Below are 13460 nucleotides of genomic sequence, written 5' to 3' on the forward strand. Positions count from 1 at the left end.
TGGTTATGGCGCACTCAATCGGCGATGTAAAAGACGGTGAAAATAACCAACCTCTCAAAAGAGGATGGACCACAGGCGCGTGCGCGACTGCTGCGACAAAAGCGGCATTATCCGCGCTTTTGGGTGGCTCTTTTGAAGACCCCGTAACAATTACATTGCCAAAAGGCGAAACACCGAGTTTTCCTCTGGCCATCGAAGAACAGGCAGAAGACTTCGCCCGCGCAGGCATTATCAAAGATGCAGGCGATGATCCTGATGTTACGCATGGCGCAATGATTGTTTCAAAAGTTCGGTTAGGTGAAGCAGGTTCTGGCATCACGTTTAAAGCGGGCAAAGGCGTTGGCACGGTGACAAGGCCTGGTCTGCCTTTGGATGTTGGCGAACCTGCCATCAACCCCGTTCCACGATCTTTGATGAATGAAGTCGTTACAGCGCTTTGTAAGGCGCACGACATCGCACCTGATATCGAGATTGAAATTTCCATTCCCACAGGCGAGCAATTAGCAGATCAAACGTGGAACCCGCGCCTTGGCATTATCGGCGGCCTCTCAATCCTTGGCACCACCGGCATTGTTCACCCGTTTTCGTGTTCTGCATGGATACACTCCATCCATCGAGGCATTGACGTTGCTGTGGCAGAAGGATTGCCGCACGTGGCAGGTTGCACGGGATCAACGTCTGAAAAAGCCGTGCAAGAGCATTTCGGCCTGCCCGATCATGCCATGCTCGATATGGGCGACTTTGCTGGCGGCATGTTGAAGTATATCAGAAACCACCCCGTGCCCCGCGTCACCATCGGCGGCGGATTTGCAAAACTGACGAAGCTCGGCCAAGGGTTCATGGACTTGCATTCTGGTCGTAGCCAAGTGGATTTTGAATGGTTGGCAGAGCGAGCCGTTGAAGCGGGCATTGAAAGTGCCGCAGATGCTATACGCGGTGCAAACACCGCAGCCCATGCGCGAGAAATTGGCTTAGAGCACGGCGTGGACCTCGCACCCACCATCGCACGGCACGCGCAAGAGCAAGCCAGCAAAACTTTGCGAAATTCGTCAACGATTGTTGACATTATAGTAATTGACCGCAGCGGCGCGATCATTGCCCAGCAAAATGACCCGAAGGCGGGCTGCTCATGAGCAAACGTGTTTTGATATTAGGCGGCACGGGTGAAGCAAGAATGCTGGCGGTGCATTTGAACGAATTAGCTTTCGACGTCATCTCCAGCCTTGCAGGGCGCACCGACAATCCAACATTGCCAGATGGCGAAACCCGCATTGGTGGTTTTGGCGGCATTGAAGGTCTTCGTGATTATTTGGTTGAGGAGAAAATCGACCTCTTAATTGACGCAACCCATCCCTTTGCAGCCCGTATTTCAAGCAATGCCTATGAAGCAACGAAGCAAACAAACGTTGAAATTATTCGTCTGGAGCGACGACCTTGGCAAGCGGAAGAAGGCGACATTTGGCATCACGTTCAAAGCTTAGAAGATGCTGTTACCGCATTGCCGAAAAACTGCACAGCACTGGTCACCATTGGCCGCCAGCAGCTTGGCAGTTTTCTAGATCGTGACGATGTGAAGGTTATCGCCCGCGCGATTGATGCTCCATCTATCACTGTGCCAGATCATTGGGAGATCATCCTCGCCCGTCCGCCTTTTACGCTTGAAGATGAAATTGAACTTATCCGTAGCCGCAACATTGATGTATTGGTGACGAAAAACGCAGGCGGCAATGAAACGCGCGAGAAACTACTCGCCGCACGTCAATTGCAAAAACCAGTCATCATCATTGACCGCTTACCTAAGCCAGCAGTGACGACCTATTCAACAATCGACGAATTGCTGGCAGCACTCTAAGAGGCTTTTTTCTTCTTACCCTTATTGCGCAGCACATGGGCAAAGCCTGCATCATAAAGGGCTGAATCTTTAAAATCGTGCTGTTCAAAAACACGTCCAACAAAGATGAGCGCTGTGCGCGTAATTTTCGCAGCACGCACTTTTTCGCGAATATCTGAGAGCGTGCCACGAATGATTTCTTGGTCTGGCCACGTGGCGCGGTAGATCACGATAACAGGACAGTCAGCGCCATAATAGGGCGTCAGCGTCTCTTCAATATGCTTGAGATTGCGTATCGACAAATGGATCGCAAGCGTCGCACCAGACTTACCAAACGTATCAAGGTCTTCACCCTCAGGCATGCCAGAGGCCTTGCCGGAGGTGCGGGTGACAATGACGCTTTGCGCTATTTCTGGAAGGGTCAATTCCATTTTCAGTTCTGCCGCAGCAGCCGCAAAGGCTGGCACACCTGGCACAATTTCATAATCGATATTCGCTGCATCAAGCCGTCTGATTTGTTCAGCAAGCGCACCATATAAAGACGGATCACCAGAGTGCACCCTTGCCACGTCTTGCCCTTTTGCATGGGCAGCCTCTATATCCACCATGATCTCATCAAGGTTCATTGGCGCTGTGTCTTTTACAAGCGCATCATCAGATGCAGCCTCCACAATAGCCGTTGGCACCAGCGAACCCGCATACAAACAAACAGGGCAACGCTCAATCAGTTTGAGACCGCGAACCGTGATAAGGTCTGGTGCACCTGGACCAGCGCCAATGAAATAAACAGTCATCAAATTTCCTTTCGGTCATAGCCGCGTGGCGTATAGACCCATGTTTTTCCGTCGCCCGTTTTCACAGCTTTAGAGTTGCTTGAGCCGACCATCACCAGCGTCAACATATCGACATCCTCGCTGTTGACCGTTTCGAGCGTAAAGACACGCACGTGTTCAGCAGGACGACCAAGATCGGTCGCTAAAATCACAGGCGTATCAGCGGGGCGGTGTTTGCGGAGAGTGTCGAAGGCCTCATCCAAAAGCGTGACGCGACGTTTAGAACGCGGGTTATAAAACGCGGTCACAAAGTCACCTTCTGCTGCTGCCTTAAGGCGCTTCAAAATATCATCGCGCGGGGTCAAAAGATCAGACAACGAGATACAGCAAAAGTCATGACCAATCGGCGCACCAGCACGAGCGGCGGCCGCTTGGAACGCAGAAATTCCCGGTGCGATAATAACCTCAACCCGCTTTGCCGCAGGTGATACCTCCCCTTCAGCAGCACCCGTGTCGATCAGCTCATAAGCAAGGGTCGCCATGGCGAAAATGCCTGGGTCACCAGAGCACACCACAGCCACATCGCGGCCAGAACTTGCAAGTTCCAGCGCATGCCGCACGCGCTTTTCTTCAGCACCAAGAGGGAAGCGATGTTCTTTCTGGTCAGATTTTAAATCCTGAATAAGATCGAGATAAAGATCATAGCCAACCCAATCCGTTGCGGTTTGAAGCAGGCTAACAGATTCAGCAGAGCGCCATTTTTGATCGCCTGGACCAAAGCCAACCAAGAACACGCGCCCGCGGGCTTGGCCCTCTTGCAACATTGCTCCATCAGCAAGTTCTGCAATGGCAGCCGTTGCATGAGGTGATTTGATTTTCTCAACCAGAAGCGCGCCATTTGTCGCAGCCAAAGCTGCGCCTTCTGCAACGCCAGCAACGCCTACTTCTGCCTTCACAACATCAGATGGGTTTTTGAGCTGGCTTTCAAATTTGTTGAGTGTATCAGCATCATAAAACCATGCGGGTACACCGAAGTGTTCGGCCACGGCATGAAGTGCCGCCTCATCAGATTTCAAATCGATTGAAGCGATGGCTTCGAGTGAAAGGGGAGATAAGCCGCCATCGCTCAATGCTTTTTCAGCGAGAGCAATTGCATCTTCAACGGGCGCACCGCGTTCTGAACCCATGCCGAGCACGAGGTTTTTCTTGTGATAGACAAGGTGGTTTTCAGAACCTTCGAGGGGTTTGTTTGAAACGGTTATCTTAAGCGCACCATCTGTATCAATTGGTAGTTTGCTCTCAACCAACCATGATGCATTGCCTTCAACCTGCACACTCTCACCTTGAAGCAGTCCGGCCATGAAGCCTTTGGCATCGGCAGGATTTGAAAGCACATAGTCTTTTGGCGGCTGATCAAGAGCCACGCCAAAATGCACATCACCGCTTGTCGTAATCGCCGCTGATGTCTCACACACCGCCGCAATATCACGCGCCAAATCATTAGCCCCATGATGTCCGCCCAAAAGCGGCACGACGGCAGAACCATCTTCTGCAACAGCCAGCACAGGTGGCTCCTGCCATTTGTCTTGCAAGCTTCCACTTAACAGACGGATCAAAATACCCGACGCGCAAAGGCCTATAATTGGGTGGCCCGCTTTAAATAGGCTCACCATATGGTCAGAGGCTTTGGTGAAAGAGACATCACCCGTTGCACGCCCTTCAAGGGCATGAATCGACGCATTGCCTAATTCAGATTTCAGCCGCGCAGCCAGCGCTTCTCCCCGCTTTGAGAAGATGAAAATGGCGGTTTGTTTATTGGTCATTATCGCCCCAGCTTTCTGAGCCTTTGTAGATTAGAATAGTCGAGAAATAGGGGCGCTCCCCCTCAGTCATATCCGACAGGCGCGTGATCTTTTCTTCGCGCCCCGTTGCCCGCTCAGTGATCATCGCATTGTCTGCAAGGCCGAGCTTATTGATGACACCGCGCACCTTATCAAAATGCCGACCAACCTTGATGATTGCGGCCGCTTCCGTGTTGGCAAGCTCCACTTCGATGACATTAGCATCAAGGGGGGCAGGAATAATTTTAAGGCGATCATTACGCGCTGCCAGTGGCCGCTTGACGGCACCAGCACAAGCGGTGAGCGATGTGACACCTGCCACAATTTCGCATTCAAACCGTGGTGCTAAACGTTCCACCAAATACATAGCAGAACCATAAAAGAACGGGTCGCCCTCGCATAAAAGCACCACATCGCGGCCCGCGCTCAACAAGCTCGCCATATGGCTTGCCGCCTTATCATAGGCCTCGCTTGCAGGCGCACGTTCGACGCGCATGGGGACGGCAAAACCGAATTCTTCCGTGCCTTCTAAAATATGACTTCCCGCAATTTCGCGCGCAAAGCTTGTACCGCTATCACCGCCCAACGGATAAGCAACCACGGCCCCTGATTGGATCAAGCGGACGGCTTTTAACGTCATAAGTTCAGGATCGCCCGGCCCAACGCCAACGGCATAAAGTATTCCCGTCATGGCTTCATCACCTGCCACTGCAAAACACTCATGCGGGGATCAAATGCATGCATTCGTCCAACCTTTGTTAGATGAGACACATCCATGCGCACCAAATCGCCACCATGAATTTGATGGAGCGCCAATATCATAGCTTCGCCTTCAAGTGTCACGGTATTGACTACCAGCACACCGCGAGAACGTAAGGCATTCCACGCAAGATTAAACGTCCCTTCGCTGGTCAATCCGCCACCAATAAAAACCGCGTCCGGTGCTGGCTGATCTTGTAAAACCTCCGGCGCCGAGCCATCAATAATGCTCATATCCGGCACACCGAGTGCCTGTGCATTTTCGGCAATCATCGTAAGGCGCGTTGCATCCCGCTCAAAGGCAATCGCTTTCGCGCCCCGTGCTGCCCGCATCCATTCAATCGCGATGGAACCACAACCAGCACCAATGTCCCAAAGCGTTGCATTCGGGTATGGGCGAAGCGCGGCCAGAGTTGCAGAACGCACTTCGCGCTTGGTTAGTTGGCCGTCATGGGAAAATGCATCATTAGGCAAACCTGCAATGCGCGGCTGAATGAGAGCATTTTCTCCAGCAACGCACTGGATCGCCAACACGTTAAAATCAGCAAACTCATGGCTTGCAATTTCATGGGCTGACGCATGGATAATTCGCTCATCCGGCCCACCCATATGTTCAAGCACGCTTACTTGCGATGCGCCAAAACCGCGTTGACCCAATATCTCGGCTGCAAGCTTCGGTGTTTCGCTATTTGAGGTGAGAGCCAACACACGATTATCCGGTTCAATGAACGGCTGCAAACGTTCCACCTTGCGACCATGCAGTGAGATACAATCAACATCTTGCAACGCCCAGCCCATACGATTGGCTGCAAGTGAAAAACCTGACGGGTGAGGAATGGTAATTATTTCTTCGCTTGGGATTGTCCGCGCCAATGTCGCCGCAATGCCGAAATGAAAAGGATCGCCCGTCGCCAAAATCGTTACAGGTTCACCGCGTTGATCCTGCAAATTACGCAAGGTTTCATGAATGTTGGAAACCCACAGCGTCACCTTTTTACCAGCAACATCAGCGTCTGCGATGCGGGCACGCACCCGCTCTGGCAAGATGATGTGTTGAGCTTGATCAAAATGAAGACGCGCGGCAGCAGTCAAGCTTGCAAGGCCGTCATCCCCAATGCCGAGTATCGTGAGCCACGGTTTCATTAGGCTGCAAGTTGATCGCGGGCGATTTTTGACACCGCGTTAAAGGCAGCCGATGCAATGGCACTGCCACCTCTGCGCCCTGTTACCGTCATGAACGGAACATCACGCGGATTAGCGGCAAGCTCTGCTTTTGATTCAGCAGCCCCCACAAATCCAACCGGACAAGCGATAATCGCCGCTGGCTTTGGTGCACCTTGGTCGAGCGCTTCAAGCAAAGCAAAGAGCGCGGTCGGGGCATTACCAATCACAATCACCGCGCCTTCAAGATGCTCTTTCCATAGGGCAACTTGAGCCGCTGACCGCGTTGTTTTTTCACGCCGCGCAAGGGATCGAACTTCTTCATCATTAAGGTGGCAAAGCACATCGTTATTAGCGGGCAAAAAGGCTCCGATAATACCAGAACGCACCATCTCACAATCTGTGATGATTGGCGCGCCATTGCTGATTGCTTGTGTCGCACGAAGCGCCACATCGTTTGAATATTGAATATCCTCAACCAGATCGACCATACCGCAAGCATGGATCATGCGTTCCACCATCATCGCAACATCAGACGGATATTGATTAAAGTCCACCTCACCACGGATGGTTGAAAAAGACTTTGCGTAAATCGCCGTTGGGTCTTTGATATACTCCATCATCATGTTCCCTTCTTTGCTGGATCAGATACAGGGCGAAGTGTTTTAGGCCCAAGCGGGTGATCAGCATGCGGGTATGGGTGATGGGTATGACCATGGTCGTGATCATGCGAATGCCCATGGTCATGAGAATGATCGTGATGATGGTGGTGCCCATCATCTTCTGGCAGCGCTTCAACACCGCCTTGACGACAATAAAACCCGTTGCAATCACCTTTACAGGGACAATCTTTTGCCGCGACTGTACCGATGCCTTCCACGTGGTGGTGATGGCTTTCTTGCGGGAGACCGACTTGATCTTCAAAACCTAAGACTTGCGCACGATACTTACAAAGCGCGCAGTTCATGGTGTTTTCGCCCGTATCGATCTGCTCAAGGCGCTCCGCAAAAGTTTCAAGCACTTGCGGGTGGTCGTTTAAATAACCAGCCTTCAAAAACTCGATGTCTTTGTGCTGTTCAGCGACAAAATCTGTGCTGTCATAAATGCGCTTAATCAACACACCAGTGAACAAGAAATAAGGGAACACGATAACCCGTTTAAAACCGAGTTTCGCAACGCGTTCAAGCGCAGGCTCCACCAGCGGGAACGTGACGCCAGAATAAGCAACCTCGCCCCAACCAAAACCGAAACCTTCCCATAAAAGGCGCATCACTTTGGAGATATTAGAATTGGCATCTGGATCAGATGAACCACGACCGACCACCACCAACAAAGTCTCTGAAAGCGGCACGTCTTGGCTTGCCTCATCCAATGTTTCTTGAATACGGCTTGCCGCCGCTTTCATCATTTTCGGGTCGATACCAAGCTCTTTGCCATAATCGATCTGAACGTCGTTTTCAGCAGCATATTGATTGAGGACTGATGGAATATCGTTTTTCGCGTGACCTGCGGCAAACAACATACCGGGCACAGCTTTAATGCGCGTGCAGCCTTGATCGCGTAAACTGTCTAGGCCTGAACGAATGACGGGCGTTGCAAATTCCAGATAGCCATATTCAACCGGCACATCAGGATAAAGCTGGCGCAGGCCTTGGGCCACTTTCGCAAATTCATCAACCGCGAATTTGTTGCGGCTGCCGTGGCCGCACACCATGATGCCAACTTTTTCAGACCCAAAAGAAGCAACGGATTTTGAGGATGTCTCTGACATTGATTTGATCCTATATGGAGTGGTTAGGCAGCATCACCAACGGCATCTTCTTCAGCGCCATCTGGATCATTTTCAGTCTCGGTATCGACTTTTTCTTTTTTAGGCGCTTTGGCAATCAACCCGCCTATAACGGCAGCAGCAACGATGGCACCGACGGCCACAAGATGGCCGTGCCCTGCGACCTCAGCCACATGACCAATATGTGCGAGTGCTGGAAGCGGCGCACACAAAATTACACAAGTTAAAGGGAGTAGTCGCGTCATTATTTCCTCTCAGCGCCTGACTTTGTCCCCTGTTTGGGTCAACAGCCTCAAGCGTCCGTTCCAGCCACACATTGCGTGGCACTGATGGGTATATTCTAGATGACTTCTAGCGCGTTATTTCGCCCATTGCGACAAAATTCGGCGCGCATTTGTTGGGCGTTGAAAAATGGCGAAATGAGCCTAGCTGCGAGGTACCGGAAGGGCGGTCCTTTGCAGAGCATTTGCTTGTTGCTTGATTTTCTTCGCTTCGTGACGGGCTTTAGCCGCTTGAAAGCGTTGCTCCCGGGCTTCCTTGCGAAACTTACCTTGCTTCAACCAAGAAACCACGCCGCCAATCAAAACACCGACAGCAAGACTGCCAAATATCAGCCAGAAAACAGGCACAGTGACTTCAAGCCAAGGTTCCGTTTGACTGAAGGGATCAAGAGATAATTTGATTTCTTGACGATTAGCCACCGACAATGCGATCAAAACAATCGCAACAGGTGCGAAGATGATGAACTGGAATAAACGTTTCATTTCAAATCCCAACGAAAAGACTAAGGTTGCGATACATCATACTGAGCACGCGCTACAACCGCAACCAATCAAAAGATGATTGATGAATTTGTTAAAAATCAGGCTTGAGGGTGGTCAGGGTTCATGCGTTCACGCATTTCCTTGCCTGTCTTGAAAAATGGACTAGATTTCTCTTCCACTTTCACCTGTTCACCTGTGCGCGGATTGCGGCCAACCCGTGCAGGGCGATGCTTAACTGAAAACGCGCCAAAACCGCGCAATTCAACGCGATCGCCACGGGCCATAGCATCAGAAATTTCATCCAAGATTGAATTAACAATCGCTTCGACATCGCGATGATAAAGGTGCGGATTTTGATCCGCCAACTTTTGCACCAATTCTGATTTAATCACTTTCCCTTGCCTCCCATATTCGAACGTAAAAATTATTCCGCTCTATTAGTATCAACCTGCCAAACAGACAACATGCCGTCAATATGCCCCAATCGCGATGTTCCAAGCGTTTTGCCCGGTAATTCAGCTAATTCCTGAAGCCCAAACGCTGACAGTGCACCCTCCCAAAGGACACTTGTCAATGGAAAATCCTTTTTTGGCTTTCGCAATGACCATGTCACTACTTTCAAAGTTTTATCGAGTTTCTTCTCATCAACAAGCCATTGCTTCGCTGTATTTTCATCTCCAAGCCCATCAATCAACTTTCGATCAAGCGCTTGTTTTCCCGTAAAGACAGAACCATCGAGCAGCCCTTCGCTATCACTAGCAGAAAGGTTGCGACGCTCTTTTACCAAATCAGCAAACCATTGATAGGTATCAATCAACATGCTTTCCAACATATCGCGAGCAGCCTGCGGTGTTTCATTAAATGGTGATGGCTCAGCTTTTAAAGGCGATGATTTTATCTCTTCAACGCTCACACCAATCTTATCCAATAAGCCTGTAGCGTCTGGATATTGCATGATAACGCCAATGGAACCGACGATGGAGGTGCGCGGCGCAACGATATGGTCGCTTGCGACTGCGATCATATAACCGGCTGATGCAGCAAGCCCGCCAATGCTCGTAACCGTTGGTTTTTCCTTAGCGATCGCCCGCACTGCATTGTGCAGCGCTTCGCCGCCAACAGTCGTACCACCAGGTGAATTAATCGAAATAATCACGCCTTTAACGTTCTTGTCTTTGCGCAATTTCTCAAGACGTTTCAGCGCATAGCGACTGTTGGAAATGAATCCAGTAATCGGAACGCGCGCAATATGAGGTTTTTGGGCTTTAAATGATGAACCTGTCGCGATCGTTACAGCACTCAACAAGGCAACAATTGCGACGCCAACAGCCACGAATGTTACGACGCGCCATAGAGTTAGCTTGCGTCGCATTCTGCGGCGGTCAAGAATTTGATCTTGTGTTGCACTCATTTACTTACCTCTGGATAATGTTGTGTGCACTATTATGCATTTGTCAAGCGTATGAACATGAAAAAGGCCATTGTTTTCAAAATGAAAGGCCTTAATCTGGCGGCAACATCGCGATTTAACCGCAGACCGGAAAAACAATGAAACCCGTCATTCCATTCGTATCGAACAACACGCAAAACGCAATCACTAAATGGATTGACCATTTGGCAAGCGCGATGCCTGAAGAAACAATCAAACGGATTGAAGATCTTAGTCCCGAAGAGCGACTAAATGCAGATCTCGCGATTGTCGCAAACCCAGACCCTGAAGCCCTTAAAACATTGCCAAACCTAAAGTGGGTTCAGTCCCTATGGGCAGGCGTTGAAAAGATGATGGAGCAATTTTCAAACGCGCCGTTTGAAATCGTCCGCCTTGAAGATCCAGAAATGGCGAAAGCCATGGCAGAAGCCGTGCTTGCATGGACGCTTTACCTTCACCGCGACATGCCAAAATACGTCAAACAACAACGAGAGAACAAATGGTATGAGCACGATTTCGGTTTGGCTGGCGGCAAACATATCGGCTTTTTAGGGCTTGGAAATTTAGGCCTTGAAGCAGCAAGCGCTTTGATAAAACAAAACTTCACCGTTTCTGGCTGGAGCCGATCAGAAAAATCAGTTGCTGGGGTAAAAACCTATTTCGGCGAAGATGGCCTTAAAACGATGCTTGGTGAGATTGATATTCTCGTCTGCCTCATTCCACTAACGGATCAAACACGCGGGCTTATAAATGCTGAGCGATTGGGCGCGATGAAACAAGGCGCAAGCCTGATCAACTTTGCCCGTGGGCCGATTATCAATGATGATGATTTATTAGCAGCCCTTGATAGCGGCCATATCGACCATGCTGTTTTAGACGTTTTCGAAGTGGAGCCTTTGCCCGGAACATCACCCTTCTGGCAACATCCATCTGTCACGGTCCTGCCCCATGTTTCCGGCCCAACAAACCGCACAACCGCATCCAAGACAGCAGCGCTTAATATTGCGGCGTATCGTGAAAGTGGGGCGATACCTAAATCAGCGAATAAAGCGCGCGGGTATTAATGCTCTAGGCTTAGGCCTTCACGCTCAAAAAGCTTGAAAGAAACCTTGTGATAAAGACGCTGATGCTGCCTGGTTTTATGTGGGATTTGCTGACGATCAACATTGTCGTTCCCCTTTTGTAAAATTGCCCTAAGAGGAGCTACTCTCCTCTCTATGGTGGAGATAACAACACAATCAAACTGGCTCTGTGCTGAACTCCACATTCATGTTCGGTTCAGCGTTTAACGGCATAAAAAAACCCGGCTACAAAGAGCCGGGTTCTTAAATTTGTATCGAAGAAAGGCTTAGCCTTCGTCGTCTTGGTCCTTAAGAGCAGCACCAAGAATGTCGCCAAGTGAAGCACCAGAATCGGTTGAACCGTACTGTTTAACTGCTTCTTTTTCTTCAGCAATTTCAAGCGCTTTGATTGAAATGCTAACTTTGCGTGTTTTCTTGTCGAAGTTAGTGATGCGTGCATCAACTTTTTCACCAACAGAGAAACGATCAGGACGCTGACCATCGCGGTCACGCGAAAGATCTGCACGGCGAATGAAGCCAGTGAGGTCAGTTTCAGCAATCTTAACGTCAAGACCGCCGTCTTTCACTTCAATGATTTCACACGTCACAACAGCATTCTTACGAATGTCGCCTGATTCAGCTGCTTCAGCGAACTTGTCGCCTGTTAGCTGTTTCACGCCGAGTGAGATGCGTTCTTTGTCGATATCAACGTCAAGCACAACAGCTTTCACCATATCGCCTTTGTTGAAGTCTTCGATGGCTTCTTCGCCAGCACGTTCCCAATCGAGATCGGATAGGTGAACCATGCCGTCTACATCGCCGTCTAGACCAATGAAGAGACCAAATTCGGTCTTGTTCTTCACTTCGCCTTCTACTTCTTTGCCCACAGGGAACTGCTGTGCAAAATCTTCCCAAGGGTTGGAAAGTGTCTGCTTGAGACCAAGTGAGATACGACGCTTAGACTGATCAACTTCAAGAACCATCACGTCTACTTCTTGTGAAGTAGAAACGATTTTACCTGGGTGAACGTTTTTCTTCGTCCAAGACATTTCTGATACGTGGATCAAGCCTTCAATGCCTGGCTCCAATTCAACGAATGCACCGTAGTCTGTGATGTTTGTCACGCGACCAGAGAATTTCGCTTCAAGTGGGTATTTCGCTTCAATGCCATCCCAAGGATCGCTTTGTAGCTGTTTCATGCCCAATGAGATGCGGTGTGTTTCTTGGTTGATGCGAACGATTTGTACTTTTACCGCTTCGCCAATGTTCAACACCTCTGATGGGTGGTTGATACGACGCCATGCGATATCTGTAACGTGCAACAAGCCGTCGATGCCGCCAAGGTCCACGAACGCACCGTAATCGGTGATGTTCTTGACCACGCCCTCGATAACCTGACCTTCGGCCAAGTTTTGTACAAGCTCTGAACGCTGTTCTGCGCGTGTTTCTTCCAAAACTGAACGACGTGAAACAACGATGTTGCCGCGACGCTTGTCCATTTTCAAAATCAAGAAAGGCTGCGGTGTGTTCATCAATGGTGCAACGTCACGGATTGGACGGATGTCCACTTGTGAGCGAGGCAAGAACGCAATCGCGCCATCAAGGTCAACTGTAAAGCCGCCTTTAACTGAGTTGAAGATTTGGCCAGTTACTTTTTCTTGCGCGTTAAACGCAACTTCAAGTTTAACCCAGCTTTCTTCGCGACGTGCTTTCTCACGTGAGAGCACGGCTTCGCCAAGCGCGTTTTCGATACGCTCAACATAGACTTCTACAGTATCGCCGACTTTCAATTCGCCGTCGCGGTACATAGAGCCAAATTCTTTTACCGGAATACGGCCTTCGGTTTTAAGACCAACGTCAACAACAGCAAGGTCTTTTTCAAAGGCTACGATTTGACCACGTAGGACACTGCCTTCAAGCGGCAGTTCAGTTGCCATAGATGCTTCAAAGAGGCTGGCAAAGTCCTCAGTGGATGGATTCATTTCACTCAATTCAATTCTCCTAGGAAGACCAATAGACCGGACACGAGCCGACAATAATAAGCATCAAATC

The 13460-nt window shown here is 50.0% G+C and carries 14 protein-coding genes; 3 read left to right on the forward strand and 11 right to left on the reverse strand.

All coding sequences use genetic code 11. The features are described 5' to 3' along the window. Positions 1–5 precede the first annotated feature (5 nt). Entirely contained in the window at positions 6–1133 is a 1128-nt protein-coding gene (locus ABJO30_13660) for a cobalt-precorrin-5B (C(1))-methyltransferase (GenBank protein ID MEP3233867.1), read from the forward strand. Next, complete coding sequence (locus tag ABJO30_13665; GenBank protein ID MEP3233868.1) at positions 1130–1852, forward strand: cobalt-precorrin-6A reductase; 723 nt, start codon at positions 1130–1132, stop codon at positions 1850–1852. Before ABJO30_13660 ends, ABJO30_13665 begins: the two co-directional genes overlap by 4 nt. Here ABJO30_13665 and cobM read toward each other — a convergent pair. From cobM to sppA, 10 genes are all read right to left on the reverse strand, one after another. Further along, positions 1849–2625 carry a precorrin-4 C(11)-methyltransferase gene (gene cobM, locus ABJO30_13670; GenBank protein ID MEP3233869.1) on the reverse strand — a complete coding sequence of 259 codons (777 nt, stop codon included), beginning with the start codon at positions 2623–2625 and terminating at the stop codon, positions 1849–1851. The two genes, ABJO30_13665 and cobM, sit on opposite strands and share 4 nt — an antisense overlap. Then, entirely contained in the window at positions 2625–4427 is a 1803-nt protein-coding gene (gene cobJ / locus ABJO30_13675; protein MEP3233870.1) for a precorrin-3B C(17)-methyltransferase, read from the reverse strand. The genes cobM and cobJ overlap by 1 nt, the downstream gene beginning before the upstream one ends. Continuing rightward, positions 4417–5136 (reverse strand): precorrin-2 C(20)-methyltransferase, encoded by a 720-nt coding sequence (cobI, locus tag ABJO30_13680; GenBank protein ID MEP3233871.1) that lies wholly within the window; start codon positions 5134–5136, stop codon positions 4417–4419. Before cobI ends, cobJ begins: the two co-directional genes overlap by 11 nt. Further along, on the reverse strand, positions 5133–6347 hold the full coding sequence (gene cbiE / locus ABJO30_13685; GenBank protein MEP3233872.1) for a precorrin-6y C5,15-methyltransferase (decarboxylating) subunit CbiE: 1215 nt from the start codon (positions 6345–6347) through the stop codon (positions 5133–5135). Before cbiE ends, cobI begins: the two co-directional genes overlap by 4 nt. Then, positions 6347–6988 carry a precorrin-8X methylmutase gene (locus ABJO30_13690; protein MEP3233873.1) on the reverse strand — a complete coding sequence of 214 codons (642 nt, stop codon included), beginning with the start codon at positions 6986–6988 and terminating at the stop codon, positions 6347–6349. The genes cbiE and ABJO30_13690 overlap by 1 nt, the downstream gene beginning before the upstream one ends. Beyond that, positions 6988–8136 (reverse strand): sirohydrochlorin chelatase, encoded by a 1149-nt coding sequence (locus ABJO30_13695; GenBank protein MEP3233874.1) that lies wholly within the window; start codon positions 8134–8136, stop codon positions 6988–6990. Before ABJO30_13695 ends, ABJO30_13690 begins: the two co-directional genes overlap by 1 nt. A 23-nt stretch (positions 8137–8159) precedes the next feature. After that, on the reverse strand, positions 8160–8399 hold the full coding sequence (locus ABJO30_13700; GenBank protein MEP3233875.1) for a DUF6732 family protein: 240 nt from the start codon (positions 8397–8399) through the stop codon (positions 8160–8162). A gap of 180 nt (positions 8400–8579) precedes the next feature. Then, a complete protein-coding gene (locus ABJO30_13705) occupies positions 8580–8918 on the reverse strand; it encodes a LapA family protein (protein ID MEP3233876.1) in 339 nt (112 codons plus the stop codon). A 98-nt stretch (positions 8919–9016) separates the two neighbouring features. Further along, the gene (locus ABJO30_13710; GenBank protein ID MEP3233877.1) at positions 9017–9310 is read right to left on the reverse strand and encodes an integration host factor subunit beta; all 294 of its coding nucleotides are present in this window, start codon (positions 9308–9310) and stop codon (positions 9017–9019) included. A gap of 32 nt (positions 9311–9342) precedes the next feature. Further along, positions 9343–10329 (reverse strand): signal peptide peptidase SppA, encoded by a 987-nt coding sequence (gene sppA / locus ABJO30_13715; protein MEP3233878.1) that lies wholly within the window; start codon positions 10327–10329, stop codon positions 9343–9345. Positions 10330–10466: 137 nt separating this feature from the next. On the opposite strand from sppA, the gene ABJO30_13720 reads away from it, so the two are divergent. After that, positions 10467–11411, forward strand: a complete 945-nt coding sequence (locus tag ABJO30_13720) for a glyoxylate/hydroxypyruvate reductase A (protein ID MEP3233879.1) — start codon at positions 10467–10469, stop codon at positions 11409–11411. Positions 11412–11695: 284 nt separating this feature from the next. On the opposite strand, the gene rpsA is transcribed toward ABJO30_13720, so the two are convergent. Next, positions 11696–13399: a 30S ribosomal protein S1 gene (rpsA, locus tag ABJO30_13725; GenBank protein ID MEP3233880.1), complete on the reverse strand. Its 1704-nt coding sequence runs from the start codon at positions 13397–13399 to the stop codon at positions 11696–11698. Positions 13400–13460 lie beyond the last annotated feature (61 nt).

This window comes from Hyphomicrobiales bacterium (assembly GCA_039973685.1).
Taxonomy (GTDB): Bacteria; Pseudomonadota; Alphaproteobacteria; order Rhizobiales; family JACESI01; genus JACESI01.

Coding starts and splice junctions, on each gene's coding strand:
- cobJ (MEP3233870.1), bottom strand. CDS start 4,427: ATGACCAATAAACAAACCGCCATTTTCATCTTCTCAAAGCGGGGAGAA.
- cobM (MEP3233869.1), bottom strand. CDS start 2,625: ATGACTGTTTATTTCATTGGCGCTGGTCCAGGTGCACCAGACCTTATC.
- cbiE (MEP3233872.1), bottom strand. CDS start 6,347: ATGAAACCGTGGCTCACGATACTCGGCATTGGGGATGACGGCCTTGCA.
- ABJO30_13705 (MEP3233876.1), bottom strand. CDS start 8,918: ATGAAACGTTTATTCCAGTTCATCATCTTCGCACCTGTTGCGATTGTT.
- ABJO30_13665 (MEP3233868.1), top strand. CDS start 1,130: ATGAGCAAACGTGTTTTGATATTAGGCGGCACGGGTGAAGCAAGAATG.
- ABJO30_13660 (MEP3233867.1), top strand. CDS start 6: ATGGCGCACTCAATCGGCGATGTAAAAGACGGTGAAAATAACCAACCT.
- ABJO30_13690 (MEP3233873.1), bottom strand. CDS start 6,988: ATGATGGAGTATATCAAAGACCCAACGGCGATTTACGCAAAGTCTTTT.
- sppA (MEP3233878.1), bottom strand. CDS start 10,329: ATGAGTGCAACACAAGATCAAATTCTTGACCGCCGCAGAATGCGACGC.
- cobI (MEP3233871.1), bottom strand. CDS start 5,136: ATGACGGGAATACTTTATGCCGTTGGCGTTGGGCCGGGCGATCCTGAA.
- ABJO30_13700 (MEP3233875.1), bottom strand. CDS start 8,399: ATGACGCGACTACTCCCTTTAACTTGTGTAATTTTGTGTGCGCCGCTT.
- ABJO30_13695 (MEP3233874.1), bottom strand. CDS start 8,136: ATGTCAGAGACATCCTCAAAATCCGTTGCTTCTTTTGGGTCTGAAAAA.
- ABJO30_13720 (MEP3233879.1), top strand. CDS start 10,467: ATGAAACCCGTCATTCCATTCGTATCGAACAACACGCAAAACGCAATC.